The following is a 24,939-nucleotide window of genomic DNA, read 5'->3' on the forward strand; positions in this document are numbered from 1 at the left end:
CCCCGGCTCAGCGCAGCAGCACGTGGCAGGCGAGCTGCAGCGCCAGGCGGGTGGCGGCGTCGTCCAGGTCGAAGCCGGCGGCCTTGATGCGGTCCAGGCGGGTGGTGACCGTGTTGCGGTGCACGCCCAGGCGTTCGGCGGCCTTGAGCGCGCCGCCCTCGTCCAGGACGGCGGCCAGCGTCACCAGCAGCGTGCCGTCCTTGTCGACGGCCAGCAGCGGCTGGAGCACGACGGTCGCCGGCGCGCGCAGCACCCCCGCCGGGAGCGCGCCGAGCAGCTCGGCCGGTCCCATCCGGTCGGCGCGGGCCACCGTGCCCGCGCCGGCCACGAACGCCGCCGCCTCGGCGCCGAGCAGCGACTCCCCCACCGCCTCCAGCCCCTCCACCGCCGCGCCCACCCCGGCCGCGCACGGCCAGGGCATGCCGTGCACGCAGCGCCGCAGGTGCTCGGCCAGGTCGCCGGGCGGCTCCGGCGACCACCCGGCCCAGCCCTCGCCGCGCCGCAGCACCGGCACCTGGCCGAGCGCCGCGGTGACCAGCGCCTGCACCAGCGGCCCGTCGTCGGCCAGCGCCCCCACCGGGCGGACGTGGTAGGCGGTCAGCGTGCCGCGCACCCCCCATCCCAGCGCCACGGCCTCGGCCGGGGCCCCTTCCAGCCAGATGCCGCCGTCGCCGGCCGGTTCGTGGGCCGGCCGGCCCGCCGCGAGCAGCCGCCGGGCCAGCGCCGACTGCAGCGCGAAGTCGCGCGAGGCGCGCAGGCGCTCCTGGGCCGCCCACGCCGCCAGCGGGGCCACCGCCAGGCCCAGCACGGTCCGCACCACCGCGGGCCAGCCGGGCGAGCGGGACGTGCCGGCGGCCACCAGCGTCCCGAGCGCGGGCCCCTCCTGGCCGGGCACCTCGACCTCGGCCGCCCACCGGGACCCCGGCGGCCGGGCCGGCTCGTGCTCGCCCGGCGCGCGGGTGGCGCTCTGGCGGCCGGCGACGTGCAGGCCGTACCGGTCGAGGAAGGCCACCGACGTGCCGGGCAGCTCGGCGTTGAGCACCCCGAGCACCCGCCGCGCCGAGGGGCCCGCGTCGGCCAGCCGGGTCGCGCAGCGGGCGACGAGCTGGGTGCGGGCCGCCTCCGGCCTGGAGGCCGCCGAGGCGACCCGGACGGCGACGATCAGCGGGTCCTCGTCCACGAAGATCAGGGTGACGCCGAGCCGTTCGGCCAGCACCTCGCCCGACCCGGCGCTCAGGCCGCCCGACGGCGCGATCACGCAGGCCGCCGCCTGCTCCCAGGCCCGGCGCATGGCCATCTCGACCGCCCAGCCGCCGCCGGCCGCCGCGCCGATCAGCACGACCGCCGTGTGCGGCGTCACCGCGCCGAACACCGACAGGTCGTCCACGATGCGGACCTGGTGCACGGGGTTGTCGCCGCTGCCGTACATCCTGGCCCCGGCCAGCGGGCCGGCGTTGACCAGCTCCGCCACCGTGACCGGCGCCTCCCAGCCGGGCTCGCGCAGGCCGCTCACGGCGACTCCGCCCGCTGCTCGAACGGGATCCCGAACGCCCGCAGCCCGCCCAGCGCGAGCCCCGCGTCCGTGTGCCAGACCGGCGCGGCCTTGACCACCATGATCTCCACCTCCATGCCGGGCGCCGCCTTGTCGACGTCCACGACCAGGCCGTCGGCGGACGAGATCATGCAGATCTGGTCCGGCGCCATCGCCACCGGCGCCCCGTCGGCGAGGGCGAGCACGATCTCGTTGTGCGCCTCCAGCCGGACGAGCCTGCGCAGGCCGCCCGTCTCCTGCACCACGATGCTGGAGGGCAGCGACGGCATGGCCACGTCGGCGCCGTGGCCCGTGCTGCCCTCGACGGCCAGGATGCGGCCCGCGCACAGCGTGCGCACCCCGTACGGGGCGGCCGCCGAGCGCGGCGCGCCGGGCACCCCGGCCGCCAGCAGCAGGCTGACCGTGCCCGGCACCAGCACCCGGGCCAGGTCCCGCGCCGCCATCGGGTAGCAGGCGGCCACCGCCCACCCGCCCACCGCCAGCACGACGGGACGCAGCAGCTCCTCCACCCGCCCGCCCGCGGTCTCCAGCAGCACCAGCTCCCCCGACGCCCCGGCCAGCGCCAGCGGCGACGCGCTCAGCCCGCCCAGCGTGTACGTCGTCTGCTCCACCAGCGGGAACACCCGGCCCGTCCCGTCGCCGTCGACCAGCGGCACGCCCAGGGCCGCCGCGGCGACCAGCGGGATCAGCGCGTTCTCGGCCGCCAGGTTGAGCGCCGCCACGGCCCCGGCCCGCTCCCCCAGCCGCCGCTCCAGCGCCCGCACCGCCCGTACCGGCTCGTCGCCCGCGGGCAGCTGCTCGCCCAGCGCGGTCGTGGACCCGACCAGGCTGACCACCATGCACAACGTCCCGGGGTCCAGCACGTGCGCGGCGGCCAGCTCGACGCCGTCGCCGAGCACCGACTCCGCCCAGGCGAGGGTGAGGCCGTAGGAGGACTCGCCCGCGCCCGTGGCGAACAGCCGCGACCCCGCCGAGAAGCGGCGCAGCTCATCGGGGCCGACGAGCCGGGTCACGGCGTCGCACCTTCTGCCGTGACGCGCACCCGGTAGAAGCCGTCGGGCAGGTAGGACAGCGGGTTGACGGTGGTCTCGGCGATCCGGGCGAAGCCGGGCGCGGCGCCGGCGCTGACCACGCGGGTCAGGGCCTCGTCCCTGGCGTCCTGCAGCGCCCGGTCCAGCTCGGCCCGGCCGCGGGCCTGCACGATCCGCTCCACCTGGGCCTCGGGACGGGCGAGCGCCGCCCCGTAGGCCGCGGCCAGCAGGTCCTCGCCCGCGCCGCCGGGCTCGATCACCTCGAACGGCGCCGGGACGTCCGCCGCGGCCAGGGCGGCCCGGCCGCGGCGCAGGCTGGTCGTCCCGCCGCGCTCGCAGGCCCGCGGGTACCTGCGGAAGTAGTGCGCCGACACCAGGCCGCTGCCGGTGCGGGCGAAGAACACCGGCACCCCGGGCAGCTCGCGCGCCACCCGGTCGGCGATCCGGCCCGCCTCGGGGCCCAGCGCCGCGTTCCTGATCGCGTGCGCCTCGCGTTCCCGCAGGCCGGGGCGGCCGAACTCGTACGACAGCGTGATCCTGGCCGCAGGCACCTCGGCGGCGATGATCGCGGCCACCGCCAGCTCGTGGTCGGCCAGCATCGGCGAGCCGGTCGCGGTCACCGCGAAGTCGACCAGGCCGCAGCCGGCGGCGAACTCGCGCACCGCGCCGGTGTCCAGCGGAGCCAGCGGGCGGCCGGTCAGGCTGTGCCCGCCGCGCACGATCGTGGCCACCCCCGGGTCGGCCACCGGCCGCAGCACCGGCGGGCACGGCCCGCCGACGCGGATGGCGGCCACCGGCGCGCGCGGCATCCCGTCGAGGTCGACCGCCACGCAGGCGCGTACGGCCTGCGACGGCGGCGCGCCGTCGCCGACGGCCACCACCGCCGGCGACGGCCCGTCCAGCGCGACGCCGAGGATCACTCCAGCTCGCGCCCTTCGGTCTCGGGCAGCGGCATGGCCAGCAGCGCCGTGGCCACCATGAACGCGTTGATCACCAGCATCGTCGCGGTGAAGCCGGTGGCGTGGGCCAGCAGCGCGCCCACGGCCGACGGCGCGACCGTGGTGGCCACGAGCTGGGAGGCCGTGGCCCAGGAGTAGCCGGTGCCGCGCAGCGCGGTCGGGTAGAACTCGCCGTTCCAGGTGTTCCAGACGCCCCACGCGCCCAGGCTGAAGAACGACAGGACGAAGTTGCCCAGGTACAGGCCGGTCAGGCTGCTCGCGGTGGCGAACCACAGGCCGCCCAGCACGGCGGCGACGACGTAGAACAGGAAGACCTTCTTGCGGCCGAACCGGCCGGTCAGCAGGGACGCGCTCACGTATCCGGGGATCATCATCAGCGCGCTGAGCGCGGCGAAGCCGAGCGAGGCCGACAGCGACAGGCCCTTGGCCTGCAGCAGCGTCGGCAGCCAGGTCTGCAGCCCCCAGTAGCCCCAGTTGAAGACGAAGTTGAGCAGCAGCATGAGCACGGTGATCCGGGCCAGCCGGCCGCGGAACAGGTCCATGGGGTGGCTGGCGCGCTGGCTCGCCACCGTTCCGGCGACCGTGAACGTGGCCTCGGCGTCGGGGCTGCCCAGGACGCGCAGCACGGCCCGCGCCTCCTCCTGCCGCCCGCGGGCGGCCAGCCAGTACGGCGACTCGGGCACCCACGCCCTGATCGCGAACGCCCACAGCCCGGCCGCGGCGCTGGCGATGACCACGACGTGCCAGCCGAGCCCGCCGAGCGTCACCGAGGCGGCGATGGCCGCCAGCATGCCGATGGGCCAGCCGATCGACAGGTAGACCGCCGCCCGGCCCCGGTGCCTGGTCGGCAGCAGTTCCAGGAAGAGCGGGAAGGTGATCGTGTAGACCCCGGCCAGCGCGAGCCCGGAGCATACGCGCAGCGCGACCAGGGTCGCCATGTTCGGCGCGAACGCCGAGGCGAGCGCGATCACGCCATAGGCCAGCAGCGACCAGAACGCGGTCGGCCTGCGCCCGACGCGGTCGGCCAGCGGCCCCCAGACCAGCACGCCGGGGATCATGCCGAACGCCACCGCCGACAGCACGACGCCGATCCCGGCCTCGTCGATGCCGAACGCCGGCCCGAGGTCGCCGGAGACGTAGACCAGGGCGAGCTGCTCCCAGGACTCGATGACGAAGGCGATGAACAGGGCGAGCGCGATGAGCACGTGCCGGCGGGAGAACGGCATCCGGTCGAACGCCGCCCCGATGGGGAGCGTCGGTGCGTCGGTGGCGGTCATGCAAGCTCCTCGGAGGGGGGCGCGAAGTATTGCCGCACCATAGGGCCGTCCCCCTTCCGCGTCGGTGTGCGCGACGCCCGGCCGGGGCGGGCCCGGCTGTGCGCGGCGCACTGCCGGGTCACTGCCGGGTCACCGCCGGGTCGCCGCCGGGTCGCCGCCGGTCCCTCAGGCGGCGGGCCTGCCTCCGGTCACGCCGTCAGGGCGTGTCCTCGCGCACGTCGTCGGTGTGTGTCCTGGTGCACGAGCTGAGCGTGTTCTCGTGCACGTGGACGATCTTCCACTCGCCGTCCACCAGGCGCAGCACGCTCGTCGTCCGGACGAGTTCGGGGTCGCCGCGCTCGAAGTCCACCTGCAGCAGGTACCGGGCCAGGGCGGTGTCGCCCCAGACGTCCACGATCTCGTCGATGGCCCGGACGGAGGTCTCCGCCGGGCCGTCCGACGGGCGCGCGTCGCGCACTCGGTCGAGCTGCCGCCTGCTGGTGATCAGGCCCGGCTCGGCGGAGTCCCAGATCGTGGCCTCCGGGTGGAGGAGCCGGTCGATGCCCTGCCTGTCACCTCGCGCGTAGGCGTCGTACATGCCGGTAATAACGGCCCAGACAGCGTCGCGTGCCACGCTTCCGTACTCCTTTGTCTTGGTGGAGAAATATGGTTCTTTCTCACCGTATGGGCAGCGTGGAACGCAGGCGTCTTTACGTTGTAGATCAGGGATTCAGCCACTCGCGGAGCTTGGCGACCGCCAGGCTCATGGCGGCCTTGTTGGCGTTGGTGTCGCGCAGCAGGTCCACCATGGCGAAGTCGTGCACCATCCCCGCCAGCTCGACCGCCGTGACGTCGTTGCCGGCCTCCCGCAGCCGGGCCGCGTACGCCTCGCCCTCGTCCCGCAGGACGTCGGCCTGGCCGTTCAGCACCAGGGCCGGCGGCAGGCCGCGCAGCTCCTGGTCGCTCGCGCGCAGCGGCGAGGCGTGGCTCTCCGCGCGCTGCGCCGGATCTGTCGTGTACTGGTCCCAGAACCACTTCATGCCGTCCCGGTTGAGGTAGTAGCCCGTGGCGAACTGCTTGTAGGACTCGGTGTCGAAGTTGGCGTCCGTGACGGGGTAGAACAGCACCTGGCCGAGCAGCCGCACGTCGCCGCGCTCCTTGGCCATGAGCGTGAGCACGATCGACATGTTGCCGCCCACCGAGTCCCCGGCCACGACCATGCGGGAGGGGTCCAGGCCCTTCTCCGCGCCGTGCTCGGCCACCCACTGGGCGGCGGCGTAGTTCTGCTCGATCTGCGTGGGGTACTTCGCCTCGGGCGCGCGGTCGTACTCGGGGAAGACGACGGCGGCGCCGGTCCGCACGGCCAGCTCGCGCACGAGCCGGTCGTGGGTGTGCGCCGAGCCGAACACCCAGCCCGCGCCGTGGATGTAGAAGATGACCGGCAGCGTGCCCGTGGCCCCCTTGGGCTTGACGATGCGCACCGGCACGATGCCCGTCGGGCCGCCCTGGACCTGGATCCACTCCTCGTCGATCTCCGGCTTGGGCACGCTCGCATCGGACTGCAGCTTCTCCAGCACCTCGCGGCCCTGCTCGGGCGGCAGTTCGTAGATGAAGGGCCGCTTGGCGTTGGCGTCGGCGAACTCCTGCGCCGCCTTCTCCAGCACGATCTGCTTGCTGATCATCGTCGTCACGGTGGCCGCCCCCGGTCGTCAGTGTGGTCCACCCCGGTTCCTGCCTTGACCTACCTCGATCCGATCGCCCGGTTTCGCCAAATTCCGATCAAGCGGCTCATTCGCGCCGGAGCTCGTGGTCCAGCTCCGCCAGTTCCGCGCCGCCGGCCATCAGCGCGGTCAGCTCGTCCTTGGCGATGTCGGACTTGGCGTACTCGCCCATGCCGGTACCGCGGTTGAGCAGCAGGAACCGGTCGCCGACCGGGTAGGCGTGGTGCGGGTTGTGGGTGATGAACACCACGCCGAGCCCCCGGTCGCGGGCGCGGGCGATGTAGCGCAGCACCACGCCCGCCTGCCTGACGCCCAGCGCCGAGGTGGGCTCGTCCAGGATGAGGACCCGCGCGCCGAAGTGCACGGCCCTGGCGATGGCGACCGACTGCCGCTCGCCGCCCGACAGCGTGCCGACGGGCTGGTCGACGTCCCGGATGTCGATGCCCATGGCGCGCAGCTCCTCGGCCGCCACCCGGCGGGCCCCGGCCACGTCGAAGGCGAGTCCCTTGCGGGGCTCTGAGCCGAGGAAGAAGTTCCGCCAGACCGACATGAGCGGGATCATCGCCAGGTCCTGGTAGACGGTGGCGATGCCGCGGTCGAGCGCCTCGCGCGGGCTGGAGAAGCACACCTCGGCCCCGTCCACCAGGTACGTCCCCGTGTCGTGCTGGTGCACCCCGGCCAGGATCTTGATGAGCGTGGACTTGCCGGCGCCGTTGTCTCCGAGCACGCAGGTGACCGAGCCGGCCTCCACCCCCATCGACACCCCGCGCAGGGCCAGCACCGAGCCGAACGTCTTGCCGATGTCGCGGGTCTGCAGGATCAATGCCGCACCTCCTCGGCGTAGCGCCGGACCATCCGGTTGGCCAGCGTGGCGAGCAGCAGCATGGCTCCGAGGAAGAACTTGAACCAGTCGGCGTCCCAGCCCAGGAACACGATGCCCTTGTCGGCCATGCCGAAGATCACCGCGCCGATGGAGGCGCCGACGGCGGAGCCGTACCCGCCGGTCAGCAGGCAGCCGCCGATGACGGCCGCGATGATGTAGATGAACTCCTGCCCGATGCCGATGTTGGCCTGGACGGAGGTGTAGCGCAGCGCCAGGATCGAGCCGACCAGCCAGGCGGCCACCGCCGTGGTCATGAACAGCGCGATCTTCGTCCGGGCCGCCGGCACCCCGACCGCCCGCGCGGCCTGCTCGTCGCCGCCCACGGCGAAGATCCAGTTGCCCGGCCTGGAGCGCATGAGCACCCACGTGGCCAGCGCGGTGATCGCGATCCACCACAGGATCGCCACCCGGAACGACGTGCCGCCGATCTGGATCGTGCCCGCGAACAGCGCGCTCGCGCCGTCGAACCCGGCCGCCCGGCGCAGCCCGCCGACCTGCACGGTCCCGGTGATGGCCTTGGTGACGCCGAGGTTGACGCCCTGCAGCATGAGGAACGTGCCCAGCGTGACGATGAAGCTGGGCAGCTTCGTCCGGGTCACCACCAGGCCGTTGGCGAACCCCACGGCCAGGGCCACGACCAGCCCGGCCAGCATCGCCGGCCACACGCCGAACCCGTAGCGGGTGGCCAGCGTGACCAGGATCAGCCCGCTGGTGCCGGTCAGCACGCCGGCCGACAGGTCGAACTCGCCGCCGATCATGAGCAGCGCCACCGCGACCGCCATGATCCCGAGCGTGGCGGCCGGGTCGAGCCAGTTGGCGATCCCGGCCGGCGAGCGGAACACCTCCGACTGCGCGGCGAAGAACGCGAACACCGCGACCAGCCCCACCACGGCGCCGAGCTCGGGCCGGACGATCAGGCGGCGGGCCAGGCCGACCCGGGCGACCCGCTCGTCGGCCCGCGCGGGTGCGGCCGTCATCGGCGGCCCTCCCCGTCCCCGCGCTCGCCCGGGCGGCCGCTCATCGGGTGCCCGCCTCGGCCAGCTTGGCCACCTGCTCGGCGTTGTCCTTGGTGACGAACCCGGGCCCGGTGTTGACCGGCAGCCCGCCGCCGACGGTGTTGAGGTTGTCCTTGTACAGCTTCAGGAACGCGATCGGCAGGTAGCCCTGGAGGTACTGCTGCTGGTCGACGGCGAACAGGATCTCGCCGTCCTTGATCGCGGCGACCACGTCGCCCGACAGGTCGAAGGTGGCGAGCCTGGCCTGCGAGCCGGAGTCCTTGATCGCGTCCCTGGCCGCCACGGCGACCGCCGGGTTGAGCGCGAGCACGCCGTTGAGCTGCTTGTCCGACTGCAGCTTGGCGGTGACCTTGGAGGTGACGTCGGCCAGGTTGGCGACGTCCACCTGCAGGCGCTCGACCGTGCCGCCGAGGGTCTGCTCGGCGCCCTTGCAGCGCTGGTCGAGGCCGACGTTGCCGGCCTCGTGCACGACGCACAGCAGCTTGGTGACGCCCGCGGCCTTGAGCTGCTCGCCGGCGCCGCGCCCGGCCACGTCCTCGGACTGGCCGACGTGGGTGAGGGCGCCGAACGCCTTGGAGGAGTCGGCCCCGGAGTTGATGGTGACGACCGGGATCCTGGCCGCGACGGCCTTGCCGACGGCCTCCTTGAGCGCGTCGGGGTTGGCCATGGAGACGACGAGGCCGTCCACCTTCTCCGCGACGGCCTGGTCGATGAGCTGCGACTGCTTGGCCGGGTCGCCGTCGCCCTGGTAGGTGACCTTGACGCCGTACTGCTTGCCGGCGGCCTCGGCGCCGTTCTTGACCACGTCCCAGAAGGCGTCCCCGGCGCCGCCGTGGGTGATGACGGCGAAGCTGCCGCCGGCCGCCGGGGCGGCGGCCGAGCCTGGCGCGGCGCTCTGCGCGGCCGGCTCGGCGGAGGAGGAACAGCCGGTCAGGGCCAGTACGCCGGCCAGCGCCAGCACGATCGGGGTACGTCTCATCGAATACCTCCAAGACCAACGGGCTAGCCTGGTTCTACCGCACTGCGATCTCTTTGTATAGACATACGGACCAGCGCTTCGATCTTCGCTAATAGTAGAACGGAATCTTTCGTTCCCGTATGCTGGAGGCATGACCAGCGCACCCATGAGCGGCCGCAAGGCTCAGGCCGCCCGCAACGACGAGTTGATCCTCCAGGCGGCCAGGGCGGTCTTCACCGCCGATCCGGGCGCCCCCATCGCGGCCGTGGCCGAGAAGGCGGGCGTCGGGATCAGCGCGCTCTACCGGCGCTACCCCAGCAAGGAGGCGTTGCTGCAGAAGCTGTGCGGCGACGGCCTGAAGCTCTACGCCGACGTGGCCCAGCGCGCGATGGACGACGAGGGCGACCCCTGGGAGGCGTTCGCCTCCTACCTGCGCGGCATCGTCGACGCCGACACCAGCTCCCTGACGATCAAGCTGGCCGGCACCTTCCAGCCGACGGAGGAGCTCTACCACGACGCCGTCCGCGCCGGCGACCTGGCCACCCGGCTGCACCGCCGGGCGGTCGAGGCGGGCGTGCTGCGGGCCGACGTCACGGTGGCCGACATCGCGCTGCTGTTCGAGCAGATCGCCTCGATCAAGCTCGGTGACGAGGAGCGCACCGGCCGGCTCCGCCACCGCTACCTGACGCTGATGATGGACTCGCTGCGGGTGCCGCCCGCCCACCGCGACCTGCCCGGCCCGGCCCCCGACGACGAGGAGCTGCAGGTTCGCTGGTACCCGTCGCGTTAACCGGGTCCGGGCCGGTCGGCGGGGGCGAGCCGGCGGGCCAGGTCCAGCACGCGGCGGGCCCGGGCCAGGACCGGGGCGTCCACGAAGCGGCCGTCGGGCAGGGCCACCGCTCCCGCGCCCGCCCGCTCGGCCGCCTCGACGATCTCGGCGGCCCTGGCCGTCTCCTCCTCGGTCGGGCGGAAGGCCCGCCGGATGGCCGGGAGCTGCGCGGGGTGGATGGCGGTCCGGCCGAACAGGCCCAGCGCGCGGCCGGCCCGGCAGGAGGCGAGGAGCCCGTCCTCGTCCTTGACGTCGGGGTAGACCGACATGGGCACCGGCGGCAGGCCCGCGGCCGCGGCGGCCAGCACGACCTGCAGCCTGAGCTGGTTCATGGCGCTCTCGTCGGTGAGGGACAGCTCGGCGGCCAGGTCCTGCTCGCCCAGCGCCACGCCGGCCACCCGCGGGTGCGCGGCCACGGCGCCGGCCCCGAGGATCCCGGCCGCCGACTCCAGCAGCGCGTACAGGGGGGCCGTGCCGGGCAGGGCGTCCAGCGCGGCGGCCGACTCGACCTTGGGCAGCCGTACGGCGTCGGCCAGCTCGCCCACGGCCGCCAGGTCGTCCAGGCCGCGCGGGGTCGTCACGTCGTTCACCCGGACGTGGATCCGCGGCCCGCCCTGCCTGGGCCCGCGCAGGTAGGCGACGGCGTGGGCGCGGGCGGCGTCCTTGGCGGCGGGCGCGACCGCGTCCTCCAGGTCGATGATGACGACGTCGGCGCCCGAGGCGGCGGCCTTGGCGAAGCGCTCGGGACGGTCGCCGGGCACGTACAGCCAGGTGACGGGGGCGTTCACGCGATCACCCCGGCCTCGCGCAGGGCCGCGACGGTCTCGGCCGGGTAGTCCAGCTCGCCGAGCACCTCGTCGGTGTCGTGGCCGAGCGGGCGTCCGGGCCAGCGGATCTCGCCGGGCGTCTCCGACAGGCGGAACAGCACGTTCTGCAGGGTGACCGTGCCCAGCTCGGCGTCCGGCAGCTCGACGAACGTGCCGAGCGCGGCGTACTGCGGGTCGGTGGCCAGGTCGGTGACGTCGTAGATGGGGGCGACGGCGGCCTGGGCCTCCTCGAAGCGGGCGATCACCTCGTCGGCGTCGCGGGCGGCGATCCAGGTGGCGACCGCCTCGTCCAGCTCGTCCACGTGCTGGACGCGGCCGTGACCGCTGGCGAACCACGGCTGCTCGACCAGGTCGGGCCGTCCGACGAGGGTGACGACCCGCTCGGCGATGGGCTGGGCGCTGGTGGAGATCGCCACCCAGCGGCCGTCGCGGGTGCGGTAGGTGTTGCGCGGGGCGTTGCTGCTGGAGCGGTTGCCGGTGCGCCGCGGCACCACCCCGAGCGCCTTGTACGCGGTCATCTGCGGCCCGAGCAGGCCCAGGATCGGCTCGATGATGGCCAGGTCGATCACCTGCCCGCGGCCGGTCGCCGCGCGGGCGTGCAGGGCCACCATGATCGCGTACGACATGGCCAGGCCCGCGATGCCGTCGGCCAGGGCCAGCGGCGGCAGGGTCGGGGGGCCGTCCGGCTCGCCGGTCATGGCCGCGAACCCGCTCATGGCCTCGGCCAGCGTCCCGAACCCCGGCTGCCCGGCCATCGGGCCGATCTGCCCGAACCCGGTCATCCGGGCCACGATCAGCCGCGGGTTGGCCTTGAGCAGGTCCTCGGGGGCCAGGTTCCAGCGTTCCAGGGTGCCGGGACGGAAGTTCTCGATCAGCACGTCGGAGCGCTCGGCCAGGCGGCGCAGGATCTCCTGGCCCTCGGCGCGGGAGAGGTCGACGGCGGCGGTGCGCTTGTTGCGGGACAGCGACTTCCACCACAGGCCGACGCCGTCCACCGAGGCGCCGTGGCCGCGCGAGGGGTCACCGCGGCGGGGATGCTCGATCTTGATCACGTCGGCGCCGAAGTCGCCGAGCATCATCGCGGCGGAGGGACCGGCGAACAGCGTCGCCGCGTCGATGACCCGCAGGTCGGCCAGACTTGTCATAGTTTGTAAGTTATAAGAAATAAGTAATAGCCGCGACCGGCCGTGCGAGAGACTGGAGACATGACAGCCAGCGACCCGACGCCGCCCGCGCCCCCCATGAGCAAGGCCGAGTACGTCTACACCGTGCTGCTGGACGAGATCCGCGGCGGCCGCATCCCCGGCGGCACCGCCCTGCGCGCCGGGGCCGTCGCCCGGCGGCTCGGCGTCTCGGTCACCCCCGTGCGCGAGGCGCTGCGCCGGCTGGAGAAGGACCGGCTGATCAGCTACGAGGCCCACCACGGCGCGACCGTCATCGACCTCGGCGACGACGCCCTGGCCGAGTACTACGGGCTGCGCGCGGTCGTCGAGGGCCTAGGGGCGCGGCTGGCCGCCGCCCGGATCACCCCCGGCGACCTGGCCGGGCTGCGCGACCTGCACCGCGAGATGGCCGCCGACGCCGAGCAGGGCAGGCACGACCGGCTGGCCGAGCAGAGCAGCCGCTTCCACCTGCGCATCGTCGACGTCGGCGGCCCGGCCCTCCTCGGCGCCCACGCCAGGTCGGTGCGCAACGGCGTCCCGGTGCCCGCCGAGGCGTCGCTGTGGCTCGACCCCGAGCAGGTCGGGCGGCAGCTCCAGGCGCACGCGCGGCTGCTGGCCGCCCTGGAGGCGGGCGACGCCGACGCAGCGGAACGCGTCATGATCGACCATATCCGGCAGGCAGGCGAGTACCGCAGGCACCACTGATGACAAACATCATCGTTCACTCCCGGTTCATTGATTCACCGTGACGGGTGTTGCACGATGAGTCACTCTGATGGTCTTGCCGCGACCCCGACGCCGAAGGAGCCGACACTGTGGCGGACGCGTGGACGCTCAATCCCGACTACCGCACCCCCCGGGTCCCCACAGACCAGGCCACCGAACCCGGCCCCTGGCGCCACCCCGACGGCCAGGTGATGAACGGCGCCTACGAGCGCAGGCGTCCCAAGCGGCGCACCGAGGTCGTCACCGTCTGGTACGGCTACGCGCTGAGCCGCTGCCTGGGCCCCCGCATGCCGCGCTTCAGCAGCCCGCTGGTCTCGGCCTGGAACCCGGTGCTGGCCCAGGGCCTGAGCTGCGACCCGGGGTCGCCGACGCCGTACCGCGACGAACACTGGTGCGACCGCTGGATCGCCGAGGCCCTGCTGTACGGGCGCAAGCCGTACGGCACCTTCATCCTGCCCGCCGAGGAGGCGCTGCGCTGGTTCGCCAAGAGCGGCGGCACCGGCCTGGTCTACCGGGCGCGCGCCGAAGGCGCGGCCGTCCGGGTCGTGGCCGGCACCACCGAGCCCTACGAGCGGCTCTTCGACCTCGACTCCCTGATCGCCGACTACCACGAGGCCCTGCCCCCCGGGCGGGCCGCGGCCGAGGTGGCGGCGCTGGAGTCGCATCGCGGCCTGTCCCCCGCCCTGGCCTACGTGCTGGGCGAGGACGCCGAGGCGCGCTTCGCCGCCGCGCCGCGTTCGGTGCGCGGCCTCACCCTGGGCTACCCGCCGCGCGAGACGGCGGCCCGGGTGACCGCCGATATGCTCGCCGGGTGAGCGGCACCATCAAGGGCATCCTGTTCGACCTCGACGGCACTCTGCTCGACCATCGCGGCGCGGCCGACGCCGCGATCACCGCGTGGGCGTCGGAGCTGGCCCCCGGCCATCCCCGCCTGCCCGAGGTGGCCGCGCTGTGGGCGGCGCTGGAGATCCCCCACCTGGCCGCCTGGCAGGCCGGCGAGTGCTCCTGGCAGGAGCAGCGCTGCCGCCGGGTGCGCGCCCTGTGCCGGGAGCTGTCCGTCGAGGCGCCCGCCGACCTGGAGGCCGCCTTCGCGAGCTACGGCGACCACTACCGGCGCGGCTGGGCCGCCTACCCCGACGTGGTCCCGGCGCTGGCCGAACTGCGCGGCTACACGCTGGGCGTCCTGACCAACGGCTCACAGGACGTGCAGGAGGCGAAGATCCGGGCGCTCGGCCTCGACGTGGGCCCGGTGCTGACCGGCGAGTGCCTGGGCGGGCACTTCAAGCCGTCCGCCGCCTGCTACGCCGCCGCCGCGCGCGCCCTCGGCCTGCCGCCCGGACAGGTGCTGCTCGTGGGCGACGACCTCGACAACGACGTACGCGGCCCGGCGGCGGCCGGCATGCCCTCGGTGTGGATCGACCGGCTGGGCGTCGAGGCGGCGCCGCCCGGGTTCCCCCGCCTCACCTCGCTCGCCGGGCTGCCCGCACTGCTCGCCACACGCTATTTGTCTTGACATTCTGACCTCGGTTAGGCTGATCAGCATGACCCCGAACCTGGCCATCGACCTGGACCGATCCAGCCCTGTGCCGCTCTACTTCCAGGTGGCCGAGCAGATCGCCGAGGCGATCCGGCGCGGCGACCTGGCGCCCGGCTCCCGGCTGGACAACGAGATCCTGCTCGCCGACAAGCTCGGCCTGTCCAGGCCGACGATCCGCCAGGCGATCCAATACCTCGTGGACAAGGGCCTGCTGGTGCGCAAGCGCGGCGTCGGCACGCAGGTGGTGCACGGCCAGGTCAAGCGCTCGGTCGAGCTGACCAGCCTCTACGACGACCTGCGCCGCTCGGGCCAGGAGCCGGCCACGCAGGTGCTCGCGCTGGAGCCGCGCCCGGTCGAGGAGGACAAGGCGGCCATCCTGGGCGTCGAGCCCGGCACCGAGATCCTCTACCTCGAACGCCTGCGCTTCGCCGCCGGCGAGCCGCTCGCCGTGCTGCACAACTGGCTGCCGCTGGGCCTTGCCCCGCTCTCGGCCGCCGACCTGGAGGGCCGCGGCCTGTACGAGCTGCTGCGCGGCGCGGGCGTGCGCATGCGGGTGGCCAACCAGCGCATCGGGGCCCGCGCCGCCGGCCAGGTCGAGGCCAAGCTGCTCGACGAGCGCCGCGGCGCGCCGCTGCTCACCATGATCAGGACGACGTACGACGACCAGGGACGGGCCGTCGAGCACGGCTCACACGTCTATCGGGCCTCGCACTACTCCCTCGAGGTCACCCTCATCGAGCGCTGAGGCCGCGCGGCGCTTGAGGTAGAGCGTGGTGCCGATGCCGAACAGCACCGCCACCCCGAGCCCGACCCAGGAGAAGCCCTTCAGCCACTTCTCGGCCACCATGCCGAGATAGTAGATCACCGCGGTGGTGCCGCCCGCCCACACGATGCCGCCCAGCACGTTCGCCACGGCGAACCGCCAGTACGGCATGCGCAGCGCCCCCGCCAGCGGCCCGGCCAGGATGCGCAGCAGCGCGATGAAGCGGCCGACGAACACGGCCCAGACGCCGTACCGGTGGAAGTAGTTCTCGGCCTTGGCGACGTGGCGGGGGCCGAAGTGACGGGGGAAGCGGCGGCCCAGCCGGTCGAACAGCCGGCGGCCGCCCTTGCGCCCGATGGCGTAGCCGGCCGAGTCGCCCACGATCGCCCCCGCGCTCGCGCACACGCCGACGGCGACCGGGCTGACCACGCCCTTGGCGGACAGAATGGCGGCGCTGACCAGCACGATCTCGCCGGGCAGCGGGATGCCGAGGCTCTCCAGGCCGATCACGAGCGCGACCATCGCGCACAACCAGGCGGCGGGGATCGCTTGCAGCCATTCGTCGATATGCACGCGGCCACCCTAACCCCGCTCCCCGCCTCCTCCATCCGTACGCCACCCAAACCTCACACCCGAGCCGCACACCCGAACCTCCCGCCCGACCGCACTCGCAGCCCACGCACTATGGGCCCACACGCTCGGGCCCCACATGCTCGGGCCCCACACGCTCGGGGCCGCGCGGGCGGGGCCGCGCGGGCGGGGCCGCGCGGGCGGGGCCGCGCGGGCGGGCCGCCGTTGGCGGGGCTTGCCGTGCGGCGGTGGGCGGGCGGGGGCGGCGGGGTTCAGCCGAGCAGGCCGCCGAGGCGGCCCTCCAGGACGAGCAGCAGTTCGGCCAGCAGGTCGGCGAGCTGGCGTTCGCGGTCGCGGGGAAGCCCTTCCAGCAGCTCGGTCTCGTAGTCGAGCTGCTCGGGCAGCAGGCGCAGGATCAGCTCCCTGCCGCGCCCGGTCAGCGAGAGGTGGGCGACGCGCCGGTCCCGCTCGTCCACCCGCCGGGCGACCAGGCCGATCTCCTCCAGCCGCCTGACCCGCTTGGTCACCGCCGCTCCCGACGCGAACGTCTCGCGGGCCAGCCTGCCCGGCGTAAGCTCGCCGCCGACCCTGAGCAGGGCGCACAGCAGGTCGTACTCGGGGCGGCTCACCCCGGCGCGCCCGAGCGGGGCGTCGGCGGCCTGCTGCAGGAGCGCGGCGCAGCGGTTGAGCCTGCCGATGACGGCGATCGTGTCGAGGTCGGCGTCGGGAAGGACCTGCCGCCATTGCCGCAACGCCTTCGCGACGGCGTCCTCCACGTGCTCGTTCCTCTCATCGTGCCGATCTTCCGGTGGCTCCGATCGTACGCGCTCCACCCGGGGCCGGGGCGTGGTGCGGGGTGGGCCGACGGCGACCGGCCGCGCGGTCGCCCGAGGCGTGGGGTCAGGCGTACAGGGCGGCGAGCCTGCGGTGGCCGGCCCGCTCGGCGGCGGCGATGCGCTCGTGGGGCAGCGCCCCGGTCCACCACTCGCCGGCGGCGACGTCGGCCGCTTCGCGGACCTCCGCCAGCGCCGCGCGGAGCCGGTCACGCTCCCCCGGTTCCGGCGTCCCGGCCAGCATCCGCTCCAGACGTACGAGCCCCGCCCGTACGCGCCGGGCCGCCCTCCGGTCCGGCACCAGCACGCAGGCCAGCAGCCCCGCCACCGCGCCGAGACACGTGTCCAGCCAGCGGTCGGCCACGAGCTCGGCCACCGGCCGCGTCCCGGCGAACTCCCCCATGAGGATGGCCATCGGCGTGACGAAGACGCTTCCCAGCCAGTAGTTGCGCGTGATGGCCGCCTCCGTCGCACACTGCAACGCCAGAACGGCCACGACCAGCGCCACCGCGCCCAGCCGGGTCACGGGGGCGACCAGGGTGAACAGCCCGACGCCCAGCAGGTTGCCGACGACGCGCTGGATCGCGCGGCTCCAGGAGAGGGTGGTGTTGGCCGCGAACACGGCCGCCGCCGTCACCACCGCCCAGTACGGCCTGCCCACCCCCAGCGCCAACGACCCCCACCCGGCCGCAGCGGCCCCGCCGAACACCATCCCGACAACCCGCCACCGCCTAGCCACCTCCACCACCACCCGCACGACACCACGCCGCATTCCAAGGCCCGATCCCCCACACCGGGCTCCATCGGCCGATCTCCCACGCCGCACTCCCTCGCCCGATCCTCCACGCCGCACTCCGCCGGCCCCTGCCGCACGTCCCACCTCGCCGGCCACTGCCGGACGCCCCGGCCGGTCCGCTCCGGTCATCGCGGACTCGTCCCGTCCAGCCGCGACGCCTACGACTTCGGCCCGCTCGTCCGCAAGGAGCGGGACCTCGCGAGGAGACGGCAGCGGGCGCCCTTTACGCAGGTCCCGGGCCCATCCGGCAAGCTCTCGGGGGGCAGCCCGCCGCGCGGCCCCTGAAGCGACCGGAGCCTCAGGAACCACCTGATCCTCCGGAAAGGCCGAACCCAGAAAGGCTGGAACACCCGGAACTCCAGGAGAAGCCTGAACGCCCGGAACATCGGGAAAGGCCGGAACACCCGGAACACGTGGAGAGGCGGGAACGCCCGGAGCCCTCGCAGCGCCCGGACCGGTCTCCTCGGCCATCCCAGCGGCGGCCGACTCGGCGCGGACCAGCAGCCGGGCCAGTGCGTCGCGGCGCCGAGCGGAAACCCCGGAGCGCAGCAGCGTCTGCCAGGCAGCGTTGACCGCCGCCGCAGCGGCATGGCGCGCCTGGCGCACCGCGACGCCCTCGCGCCCCTCGCGGAAGTCGCGGTCTTCCGAGAGTTCGCAGGTCCCTGAAAGGCCGGCCCCTGCAAGGAGGCCGCGCGCGCCGGGCAGGCGGCGGATGCCGGAGAGGCTGCGTCCATCCAGGAGGCCGCGAGTCTCGGGGACATCGTGGGGCTCGGGGAGATGGCGGGGCTTCGGGGCCGTGCGTAGGAGGTGGGCGGTGGATTCGAGGGCGCGGGCGACGGCGACGCGTTCCGGGCCGTCGGGGCGGAGGAGGCCGGGAGCCATGCCGACCGTCCAGGCCAGGAGGCCGCCGAGCAGCCCGAGGCCGACGTGGGCGGGCACGTCGCCCAGCTCCTGCGGTACGAACACCGAGCCGGCGGCGACGAACGTGAGCACGACGTTCCCCGGCGGCCCGATCCGGGTGGCGTCGCAGACGGCCTTGTGCAGCCCGGCCAGCAGGGCGGCCACCGCCACCCGGACGGCGACCGAGCCGGTGAGGGCCGAGACGACCAGCGCGACCGCCGTGCTGGACGTCATCCCCAGCACCACCCAGCCCAGCGCCCTGGCACGGGCCGCGTACGGCAGGCCGTGACCGTACAAGGCGCACATCGACCCGGCGGCGGCGTAGGGCACGAGGTCGAGCCGTCCGGCGGCCAGGAGGGCGAGCAGCGGGACGGCGAGGGCGACGACGGCGCTCAGGGCGGGTTTGTGCCAGATGTCGCCCACGGGCCCCAGACGCAGCGCCGCACACACAGGCAGCCGCGCACGCCACCCCGCCGACGCCCCCACCCCAGACCGCAATGACGCCTCGAACGAAGGCCCCGGCGCCAGCGACGGCGACGCACGGGACGGCAGGGACCGGGCACGGGGTCGGAGAGCACTGGTCATCCCCAAAAGGTTACCAGGTGTTTTACCCGTGAAATAAACCAGCTAGACGGCCGGATCTTGCAACCGGCGATCAAGCGGCGATCAAGCCGTCCCCGCTAGAAACTCCTTCGAGATCAGACGGAACGAGCCGCCCGGACGCCGGGCGGAGAACAGAACTGGGGAAGCACAGTGACCACGGGAATCTTGCTGGCTGTGGCGATCACCGCCGGGACGACGCTGATCACGGCCGCGGTCGGCGTGCCGTTCCTGATCATGGCGAGGAACGGCCAGCGGCTCCTGGCGACCGGGATTCCCGCCCAGGCCGTGGTGGAGTCGATGGCCGACACCCACATGTCCGTCAACGACCAGCCCGTCGTCAGCTTCGGGCTGGTGGTGCAGCCGCACGAGGGCCCCGCCTACCGGGTCGCCCACCGCCAGACGCTGCCGCGCATCCCCATGGGGCTGGTGATCCCGGGCGCGGTGCTGCCCGTGAAGGTGGACCCGGCGCGGCCGGACCGGGTGCGCATCGACTGGGCTGCCTGGCGCCCCTCCCCCGCCGACGCCCCCTGGCGCCCGGCCACCCACTGACCGCACCCCGACCGCACCCCGACCGTACCCCGACCGCGCGCCCCCGTACGCCGCCGAGGCGCGGGAGGGCGGTTCGATGGGCCGGGGGCCCGGCGATCGATCGGCCAGCTCCGCCCCCCTCAGGCCACGCGTTCGACCTCGAAGATCAACGCCGAGGCCGGACGCAGCGCGGGCCCCGGCAGCCCCAGCTCGGCCAGCACCGCCCCCGGCAGCCGCGCCGGCGCGAACACCCACTGCGGCAGCCCCGCCCCCTCCGGCAGCGGCCCGGCGGCGCGCACCTCGTACAGCGCGGCCGGGTCGAGCCCCGGCAGCCGCAACGGTTCCGGGCTGACGGTGACCCGGCTGGTGAGCTGGACGCAGGCGAACACGGCCCGTTCGGGCAGCACGACCCCGTGCACCAGCGTCGAGGGGTCGGGATGGTCGGCCCGCACGACCCGGCCCGCGTGCAGCACCGGACGCAGCCGCTTGTGCAGCGCGATCCAGACGCCCAGCTCCTCCAGCTCCTGCGGGCTCGCCGAGGTCAGGTCCCACTCCACGCCCATGTGACCGAACATCGCCGTGGCCGCCCGGAAGGCGAGCGGCAGCGCGCGGCCGGTGATGTGGTCGTGCGGCGCGCCGACGTGGCAGCCCATGCGGTCCGGCGGCACCAGCAGCCCGGTCCAGCGCTGGATGGCCTGCCGGTCGAGGGCGTCGTTGCAGTCGGAGGCCCACACGCGGTCGGTGCGGGCCAGGACGCCGTAGTCGATGCGCGCGCCGCCCGACGAGCAGGACTCGATCTCCAGCCCGGGATGGCGGCGGCGCAGCTCGTCGATCAGCCGGTAGGCCGCGGCCGTCTGCGCGTGCACGCCGGGCCTCCCGTCGTGGACGGGCTCGGCCAGGTCGCGGTTGTGGTCCCACTTGATGTAGTCCAGCGCGTACTCGCGGGTCAGCGTGTCCAGGCGGTCGAGCAGGTAGTCGTAGACCTCGGGCCGGGCCAGGTCGAGCACCTGCTGGTTGCGCCAGAGCGCGGGCGGACGGGCGGCGCGGGCGAGGATCCAGTCGGGGTGGGCGCGGGCCAGGTCGGAGTCGGGGTTGACCATCTCGGGCTCGAACCACAGGCCGAACTGCAGGCCCAGCTCGCGTACGTGCTCGGCCAGGGGGTGCAGGCCGTCGGGCCACACGTCCTCGTCGACGTACCAGTCGCCGAGCCCGGCGCGGTCGTGGCGGCGGTGGCGGAACCAGCCGTCGTCCAGCACGAACCGTTCGACCCCGGCGGCGGCCGCCTTGTCGGCCAGCTCGCGCAGCCGGTCGAGTCCGTGGTCGAAGTAGGTGGCCTCCCAGTTGTTCAGGGTCACCGGGCGGACCGGCAGCGGACGGGCGGCGCGCAGGTGGTCGTGCAGGCGGCCGGCGGCCTCGTCCAGGCCGCTGCCGGACCAGGTGAAGTAGACCCACGGGGTGGTGTAGGCGTCGTCCTGGGCGAGGGTGATCTCGCCGGGTTCGAGCAGTTCGCCGGCGGCCAGCACGGCCTGGCCCTCGACGAGCCGCTCGGCGTAGTGGACGTGGCCGCCGCTCCAGCCGGCGTGCACGGCCCACACCTCGCCGGAGCGGAACCCGAAACCGGGCGTGCCGGCGACGAGCAGGCCGGTCGCGTCGTGCCCGGTCCGGCCGCGGCGGCTCTCCCGCGACCACACCCCCTGCCCGAACTCCCTGCGCTGCGGCACCTTCTCCAGCGCCCACCGTCCGGTGAAGTCCAGCAGCTCCCCGGCCCGGGCGGGCAGCGGCAGCGCGCACGTCAACCCCTGCAGCCGGTACGGCGAGGCGGCGGTGTTGGTCACCGTGTGCCGCATCATGACGACGCCGGAGGCGTCCATCACCAGCTCGCTGAGCAGCCGCAACCCCGCCTCGGCGTCCGCGGCGGAGACGGTGACGCGGCCGCCCGCGCCCGGCTCGGCCGCCGTCTCGACGCTCTCGGCGCTCCAGCGCACCGGCCAGTGCTCACCGGCCCGGTCACCGGACAGGCCCGGCCGTCCGAACCAGGACTCGTCCTGGCCGGGCAGCAGCGCCAGCGCGGGGGTCAGCGACAGCAGGGCGGGCGCCAGGTCGGCTCCGGCGACCGACCCGAGGTCGGCGCCGTAGTGCCGCACCCGCGGCAGCCCGGGGCCGGAGTCGTCGAGCACCAGGGCCGAACCTGCGGCGGAAAGGATGACGGGGGGCACGTCACGCTCCTCAATGTCAGTGGATCAGGTGGAACGAGACGTTACCGGGCGGTACGCCCCCGCCCGCAACGCCCGCGGCGCCGGTCTCGGCGGGCTCTTCGCACGGAGGGGGCCTGCTCCGCGAGCCCGGACAGGAGGGCATGTACACTCCTCTTCGGAAACAGACCGTAGCGCTGCGTGACGATCATCGCATCCGGCGCCTTCGGCCAGGGGCGGGTCCCCGTAGTCAGCACCACTTTCCTCCGCCCGGACCGACAGCGGGGAGCCGACATGGATTCTCTTCACCTGACCACCAGCCGCCACGACACGACCGTGACCGTCTCCCTGAGCGGCGAGCTCGACATCGCCACCACCGAGGCCGTCCGCGGCCACCTGCTCGGCGTGCTGGAGGAGGCCGGGCGGGCACGGCGGCCGGACATGTCGGTGGTGATCGAGGTGGGCGGGCTGTCCTTCATCGACGCGGCCGGGCTCGGCATCCTGGTCTCCCTGCACAACCAGGCCGCCCGCGGGCACACCAGCCTGCGGCTGGCCAACGTCCCGCCCAACATGAAGCGCCTGCTGCGCATCACCGGCCTGGACGCCCACCTGACGCCCCAGTCGTGACGGTACGCCCGCCTTGAGTAGGTTGTGGGCGTGTCGATGATTCAGGTTCCTGGCCCGATCCCCGCCAGGCTGGAGGACGGGTTCGACCGCGTGCTGCGCGAGCAGCGGCTGCCCGCCGGATTCCCCCAGGACGTGCTCGACGAGGCCGACTGGGTGGCGCAGGTGCCCAGGCTGGACGCCAAAGACCTGACCGACGTGCCGTTCGTGACCATCGACCCGCCGGGCTCGATGGACCTCGACCAGGCCCTGCACCTGGAACGGCTGCGCGACGGCTACCGCGTCTGGTACGCCATCGCCGACGTCGGGGCCTTCGTCCGGCCGGGCGGCGCGATCGACGCCGAGGCCCGTACCAGGGGTGAGACGGTGTACCTGCCGGTGGGCAGGGTGCCGCTGCATCCCAAGGTGCTGTCGGAGGGCGCGGCGAGCCTGCTGCCGGGCGCGATCCGTCCGGCCGCGGTCTGGCGGGTCGATCTCGACGCCGAGGGCCGGATCGTCGGCGCGGACGTGCAGCGCGCCCGGGTGCGCAGCCGCGAGCGGCTCGACTACGCCTACGTTCAGGCGGCCGTGGACACCGGCACCGCCGACGGCACCCTGAGCCTGCTGGCCGAGATCGGCGCGCTGCGGCTGGGGCTGGAGCGGGCGCGCGGCGGGGTCACCCTGCCCACGCCCGAGCAGGAGGTCGTCCGGGACGCCGACGGCGGCTACCGGCTGGAGTTCCGCCTGCCGCTGCCCGCCGAGGCGTGGAACGCCCAGATCTCGCTGCTGACCGGCATGGCCGCCGCCTCGATGATGCTGGACGCCGAGGTCGGCATCCTGCGCGTGCTGCCCGCTCCGCAGCCGGACGACCTGGCCAAGGTGCGCAGGGTCGCGCAGGCGCTCGGCGTGCCGTGGCCCGAGGGCGCCGGTTACGGGGAGGTCGTGCACGACCTCGACCCGAAGAACCCGCAGCAGGCGGCGTTCCTGCAGGAGTCGAAGGTGCTGCTGCGCGGCGCCGGGTACGCGGCCTTCGACGGCGCGCCGCCCAAGCTGGCCGAGCACGCGGCGGTGGCGGCGCCGTACGCGCACGTCACGGCGCCGCTGCGGCGGCTGGTGGACCGGTACGCGACGGAGGTGTGCCTGGCGGTCGCAGCGGGCGAGCCGGTGCCCGCCGAGGTACGGGCCGCGCTGCCGCTGCTGCCGGACATCATGTCGGCGACCGGCCGCCGCGCCGGGGCGGTCGACCGGGCCTGCGTGGACCTGGTGGAGGCGTTCCTGCTGCGGGAGCGGATCGGCCAGTCGTTCGAGGCGATGGTGATCGACGTGGACGAGCGCCGCGGCGGCGGCCAGGTGCAGCTCGTCGAGCCGGCCGTGATCGCCCGCTGCGACGGCGTCCTGCCGCTGGGCGAGCGGGTCACCGTCCGCCTGACGCAGGCCGACCCGGCAACCCGCGAGGTCCGCTTCACCCTGGCCTGAAACCCGCCGCGAGACCGGCGCCCGCAGGCACGGCACCCGCGGGCACGGCACTCCCGGGCACGGCGAGGGCCGCGCGCCGGACGATCTCGCGCGCGGCCCCCGGTGGACCCGCCCTCACCGCTTGAGCGGCGACCATCCCGCGCCGACCCCCAGCAGGTGGAGGGCGACGCACAGCAGCCCGGCCGTGGTGAGCGTGCCCGCGGTGAGCACGTTGCCTACGGCGGTGCCGGCGATGTCGAAGATCAGGGCGAGCAGGAAGAACAGGGCGGCGATGAGAGCGAACACGGGTTACCTCCCGAGCTGACCGGACCCCGGCCCGATGGACCTGAAGGGGGTCCCTTTCCTACGTCTTCGGGATGTCCGCCGGACTCGGCGGAGAAACTGCCCCGAGGGTGACGATCTGTAGCCATATGACGACACCCCCTTGACCGGCCGGTCAGTCGGCCCCCGCCCGCCGCACCTCACGGCCGGCCAGCCCTCACGGCCGGCCAGCCCTCACGGCCGGCCAGCCCTCACGGCCGGCCAGCCCTCACGGCCGGCCAGCCCTCACGGCCGGTCAGCCCGCCCCGGCGCGCATGCCGTCGCACATCACGGCCGCCATCCGCCCGGCCGCGCCCCTGCCCCGCGCGTGGCGTTCGGCCGCCAGGGCGCCGCGCAGCAGGTCGCGGACGTCGTCGGCGGACAGGTCGCGGCGCACGGCCCCGGCGCGCTGCGCGCGGGCCAGCAGCCGCCCGACCGCGTCGGCGAGGTCGGCCTCCAGCGCCGAGCCGGGCCGCGGCGCCGGCCCCGCGCCGCCGTCCAGCAGGTCGCACAGCGCCTGGTGGGCCGCGGCCTGCCCGGCGACCCGGCAGAACCAGCCGAAGAAGGCCCGGCCTGCGTCCTCGGCGGTGGCCAGCGCGCGGGCGTCGGCCACGAAACGTTCGGCCCGGCCCAGCAGCACCGCTTCCAGCAGCGCCTCCTCGGTGGGGAAGTGCCGGTGCACGGTGCCGACCCCGAACCCGGCGCGGCGGGCGATCTCGTCGAGGGAGATGGTCAGCCCGTCGGCGGCCAGTGCCTCCTGCGCGATCTGCAGGACCCGCTCGCGGTTGCGGCGGGCGTCGGCGCGTAACGGCCGGGCGGAGCTGTGGTCGCCCATGGGGAACCTGCCTTCGGCAAGCGGAGGGAGGGCTCCGATTCTACCGGGCGGTAGCCCGGCGTGGCGCGGCCGCCCGCCCTGG

25 protein-coding genes are annotated in these 24,939 nt (G+C 74.4%); 8 read left to right on the top strand and 17 right to left on the bottom strand.

The features are described 5' to 3' along the window. Window positions 1–7: 7 nt before the first annotated feature. From ACIBQ8_RS40325 to ACIBQ8_RS40365, 9 genes are all read right to left on the bottom strand, one after another. Window positions 8–1,513: a PucR family transcriptional regulator gene (locus tag ACIBQ8_RS40325; protein ID WP_397177488.1), complete on the bottom strand. Its 1,506-nt coding sequence runs from the start codon at window positions 1,511–1,513 to the stop codon at window positions 8–10. Further along, the gene (locus ACIBQ8_RS40330; RefSeq protein ID WP_397194674.1) at window positions 1,510–2,565 is read right to left on the bottom strand and encodes a DUF917 domain-containing protein; all 1,056 of its coding nucleotides are present in this window, start codon (window positions 2,563–2,565) and stop codon (window positions 1,510–1,512) included. The genes ACIBQ8_RS40325 and ACIBQ8_RS40330 overlap by 4 nt, the downstream gene beginning before the upstream one ends. Beyond that, window positions 2,562–3,503: a hypothetical protein gene (locus ACIBQ8_RS40335; protein ID WP_397194675.1), complete on the bottom strand. Its 942-nt coding sequence runs from the start codon at window positions 3,501–3,503 to the stop codon at window positions 2,562–2,564. Before ACIBQ8_RS40335 ends, ACIBQ8_RS40330 begins: the two co-directional genes overlap by 4 nt. Further along, window positions 3,500–4,819 (bottom strand): MFS transporter, encoded by a 1,320-nt coding sequence (locus ACIBQ8_RS40340; RefSeq protein WP_397194676.1) that lies wholly within the window; start codon window positions 4,817–4,819, stop codon window positions 3,500–3,502. The genes ACIBQ8_RS40335 and ACIBQ8_RS40340 overlap by 4 nt, the downstream gene beginning before the upstream one ends. A gap of 196 nt (window positions 4,820–5,015) precedes the next feature. Next, the gene (locus ACIBQ8_RS40345; RefSeq protein WP_397177482.1) at window positions 5,016–5,432 is read right to left on the bottom strand and encodes a nuclear transport factor 2 family protein; all 417 of its coding nucleotides are present in this window, start codon (window positions 5,430–5,432) and stop codon (window positions 5,016–5,018) included. 88 nt (window positions 5,433–5,520) lie between these two features. Continuing rightward, on the bottom strand, window positions 5,521–6,480 hold the full coding sequence (locus tag ACIBQ8_RS40350) for an alpha/beta hydrolase (RefSeq protein ID WP_397194677.1): 960 nt from the start codon (window positions 6,478–6,480) through the stop codon (window positions 5,521–5,523). Between the two features lie 106 nt (window positions 6,481–6,586). Further along, window positions 6,587–7,342, bottom strand: a complete 756-nt coding sequence (locus tag ACIBQ8_RS40355; RefSeq protein WP_397194678.1) for an ATP-binding cassette domain-containing protein — start codon at window positions 7,340–7,342, stop codon at window positions 6,587–6,589. Continuing rightward, a complete protein-coding gene (locus ACIBQ8_RS40360; protein ID WP_397177477.1) occupies window positions 7,339–8,379 on the bottom strand; it encodes an ABC transporter permease in 1,041 nt (346 codons plus the stop codon). The genes ACIBQ8_RS40355 and ACIBQ8_RS40360 overlap by 4 nt, the downstream gene beginning before the upstream one ends. Before the next feature lie 40 nt (window positions 8,380–8,419). Then, window positions 8,420–9,397 (bottom strand): sugar ABC transporter substrate-binding protein, encoded by a 978-nt coding sequence (locus tag ACIBQ8_RS40365; protein WP_397177475.1) that lies wholly within the window; start codon window positions 9,395–9,397, stop codon window positions 8,420–8,422. 130 nt (window positions 9,398–9,527) lie between these two features. Between ACIBQ8_RS40365 and ACIBQ8_RS40370 the strand changes: the two genes are divergently transcribed. After that, a complete protein-coding gene (locus ACIBQ8_RS40370) occupies window positions 9,528–10,166 on the top strand; it encodes a TetR/AcrR family transcriptional regulator (protein WP_397177473.1) in 639 nt (212 codons plus the stop codon). On the opposite strand, the gene ACIBQ8_RS40375 is transcribed toward ACIBQ8_RS40370, so the two are convergent. Together ACIBQ8_RS40375 and ACIBQ8_RS40380 are read right to left on the bottom strand one after the other, a co-directional pair. After that, window positions 10,163–10,993, bottom strand: coding sequence for an HpcH/HpaI aldolase/citrate lyase family protein (locus ACIBQ8_RS40375; protein WP_397194679.1), 831 nt, complete (start codon window positions 10,991–10,993; stop codon window positions 10,163–10,165). The genes ACIBQ8_RS40370 and ACIBQ8_RS40375 overlap by 4 nt on opposite strands. Then, window positions 10,990–12,177 carry a CoA transferase gene (locus ACIBQ8_RS40380; RefSeq protein WP_358299074.1) on the bottom strand — a complete coding sequence of 396 codons (1,188 nt, stop codon included), beginning with the start codon at window positions 12,175–12,177 and terminating at the stop codon, window positions 10,990–10,992. Before ACIBQ8_RS40380 ends, ACIBQ8_RS40375 begins: the two co-directional genes overlap by 4 nt. Window positions 12,178–12,237: 60 nt before the next feature. On the opposite strand from ACIBQ8_RS40380, the gene ACIBQ8_RS40385 reads away from it, so the two are divergent. The 4 genes from ACIBQ8_RS40385 (at window position 12,238) to ACIBQ8_RS40400 (ending at window position 15,203) form a co-directional block, all read left to right on the top strand. Then, window positions 12,238–12,900 (top strand): GntR family transcriptional regulator, encoded by a 663-nt coding sequence (locus ACIBQ8_RS40385; protein WP_397194680.1) that lies wholly within the window; start codon window positions 12,238–12,240, stop codon window positions 12,898–12,900. A gap of 110 nt (window positions 12,901–13,010) precedes the next feature. Further along, window positions 13,011–13,736 (top strand): hypothetical protein, encoded by a 726-nt coding sequence (locus tag ACIBQ8_RS40390; RefSeq protein WP_397194681.1) that lies wholly within the window; start codon window positions 13,011–13,013, stop codon window positions 13,734–13,736. After that, complete coding sequence (locus ACIBQ8_RS40395) at window positions 13,733–14,434, top strand: HAD family hydrolase (protein WP_397194682.1); 702 nt, start codon at window positions 13,733–13,735, stop codon at window positions 14,432–14,434. The genes ACIBQ8_RS40390 and ACIBQ8_RS40395 overlap by 4 nt, the downstream gene beginning before the upstream one ends. 28 nt (window positions 14,435–14,462) lie before the next feature. After that, complete coding sequence (locus ACIBQ8_RS40400) at window positions 14,463–15,203, top strand: GntR family transcriptional regulator (protein ID WP_352364117.1); 741 nt, start codon at window positions 14,463–14,465, stop codon at window positions 15,201–15,203. Here the strand turns inward: ACIBQ8_RS40400 and ACIBQ8_RS40405 are convergent. The 3 genes from ACIBQ8_RS40405 to ACIBQ8_RS40415 form a co-directional block, all read right to left on the bottom strand. Further along, complete coding sequence (locus ACIBQ8_RS40405) at window positions 15,147–15,794, bottom strand: DedA family protein (RefSeq protein WP_397177465.1); 648 nt, start codon at window positions 15,792–15,794, stop codon at window positions 15,147–15,149. The genes ACIBQ8_RS40400 and ACIBQ8_RS40405 overlap by 57 nt on opposite strands. A gap of 269 nt (window positions 15,795–16,063) precedes the next feature. Continuing rightward, window positions 16,064–16,567 carry a MarR family transcriptional regulator gene (locus ACIBQ8_RS40410; RefSeq protein WP_352364113.1) on the bottom strand — a complete coding sequence of 168 codons (504 nt, stop codon included), beginning with the start codon at window positions 16,565–16,567 and terminating at the stop codon, window positions 16,064–16,066. A 124-nt stretch (window positions 16,568–16,691) separates the two neighbouring features. Next, window positions 16,692–18,743, bottom strand: a complete 2,052-nt coding sequence (locus ACIBQ8_RS40415; protein ID WP_397194683.1) for an FUSC family protein — start codon at window positions 18,741–18,743, stop codon at window positions 16,692–16,694. Between the two features lie 330 nt (window positions 18,744–19,073). On the opposite strand from ACIBQ8_RS40415, the gene ACIBQ8_RS40420 reads away from it, so the two are divergent. Next, window positions 19,074–19,472 carry a hypothetical protein gene (locus ACIBQ8_RS40420; protein WP_397177462.1) on the top strand — a complete coding sequence of 133 codons (399 nt, stop codon included), beginning with the start codon at window positions 19,074–19,076 and terminating at the stop codon, window positions 19,470–19,472. A gap of 119 nt (window positions 19,473–19,591) precedes the next feature. On the opposite strand, the gene ACIBQ8_RS40425 is transcribed toward ACIBQ8_RS40420, so the two are convergent. After that, the gene (locus ACIBQ8_RS40425) at window positions 19,592–21,667 is read right to left on the bottom strand and encodes an alpha-galactosidase (RefSeq protein ID WP_397194684.1); all 2,076 of its coding nucleotides are present in this window, start codon (window positions 21,665–21,667) and stop codon (window positions 19,592–19,594) included. A 270-nt stretch (window positions 21,668–21,937) separates the two neighbouring features. On the opposite strand from ACIBQ8_RS40425, the gene ACIBQ8_RS40430 reads away from it, so the two are divergent. Further along, complete coding sequence (locus ACIBQ8_RS40430) at window positions 21,938–22,270, top strand: STAS domain-containing protein (RefSeq protein WP_352324744.1); 333 nt, start codon at window positions 21,938–21,940, stop codon at window positions 22,268–22,270. Window positions 22,271–22,306: 36 nt separating this feature from the next. After that, on the top strand, window positions 22,307–23,722 hold the full coding sequence (locus ACIBQ8_RS40435; RefSeq protein WP_397194733.1) for an RNB domain-containing ribonuclease: 1,416 nt from the start codon (window positions 22,307–22,309) through the stop codon (window positions 23,720–23,722). Window positions 23,723–23,836: 114 nt separating this feature from the next. On the opposite strand, the gene ACIBQ8_RS40440 is transcribed toward ACIBQ8_RS40435, so the two are convergent. Then, window positions 23,837–24,007: a hypothetical protein gene (locus ACIBQ8_RS40440; RefSeq protein ID WP_352331507.1), complete on the bottom strand. Its 171-nt coding sequence runs from the start codon at window positions 24,005–24,007 to the stop codon at window positions 23,837–23,839. Window positions 24,008–24,278: 271 nt separating this feature from the next. After that, window positions 24,279–24,857 (bottom strand): TetR/AcrR family transcriptional regulator, encoded by a 579-nt coding sequence (locus tag ACIBQ8_RS40445; RefSeq protein ID WP_397194685.1) that lies wholly within the window; start codon window positions 24,855–24,857, stop codon window positions 24,279–24,281. Window positions 24,858–24,939: the final 82 nt, after the last annotated feature.

The sequence above is a fragment of the Nonomuraea sp. NPDC049646 genome, assembly GCF_044465525.1.
In the GTDB taxonomy this organism is placed as follows: domain Bacteria; phylum Actinomycetota; class Actinomycetes; order Streptosporangiales; family Streptosporangiaceae; genus Nonomuraea.

Bases quoted from the DNA above. Each gene is read 5' to 3' on its own strand.
- ACIBQ8_RS40340 (WP_397194676.1), bottom strand. From the start codon at position 4,819: ATGACCGCCACCGACGCACCGACGCTCCCCATCGGGGCGGCGTTCGAC.
- ACIBQ8_RS40350 (WP_397194677.1), bottom strand. From the start codon at position 6,480: ATGATCAGCAAGCAGATCGTGCTGGAGAAGGCGGCGCAGGAGTTCGCC.
- ACIBQ8_RS40360 (WP_397177477.1), bottom strand. From the start codon at position 8,379: ATGACGGCCGCACCCGCGCGGGCCGACGAGCGGGTCGCCCGGGTCGGC.
- ACIBQ8_RS40365 (WP_397177475.1), bottom strand. From the start codon at position 9,397: ATGAGACGTACCCCGATCGTGCTGGCGCTGGCCGGCGTACTGGCCCTG.
- ACIBQ8_RS40370 (WP_397177473.1), top strand. From the start codon at position 9,528: ATGACCAGCGCACCCATGAGCGGCCGCAAGGCTCAGGCCGCCCGCAAC.
- ACIBQ8_RS40380 (WP_358299074.1), bottom strand. From the start codon at position 12,177: ATGACAAGTCTGGCCGACCTGCGGGTCATCGACGCGGCGACGCTGTTC.
- ACIBQ8_RS40385 (WP_397194680.1), top strand. From the start codon at position 12,238: ATGACAGCCAGCGACCCGACGCCGCCCGCGCCCCCCATGAGCAAGGCC.
- ACIBQ8_RS40400 (WP_352364117.1), top strand. From the start codon at position 14,463: ATGACCCCGAACCTGGCCATCGACCTGGACCGATCCAGCCCTGTGCCG.
- ACIBQ8_RS40430 (WP_352324744.1), top strand. From the start codon at position 21,938: ATGGATTCTCTTCACCTGACCACCAGCCGCCACGACACGACCGTGACC.
- ACIBQ8_RS40435 (WP_397194733.1), top strand. From the start codon at position 22,307: ATGATTCAGGTTCCTGGCCCGATCCCCGCCAGGCTGGAGGACGGGTTC.
- ACIBQ8_RS40445 (WP_397194685.1), bottom strand. From the start codon at position 24,857: ATGGGCGACCACAGCTCCGCCCGGCCGTTACGCGCCGACGCCCGCCGC.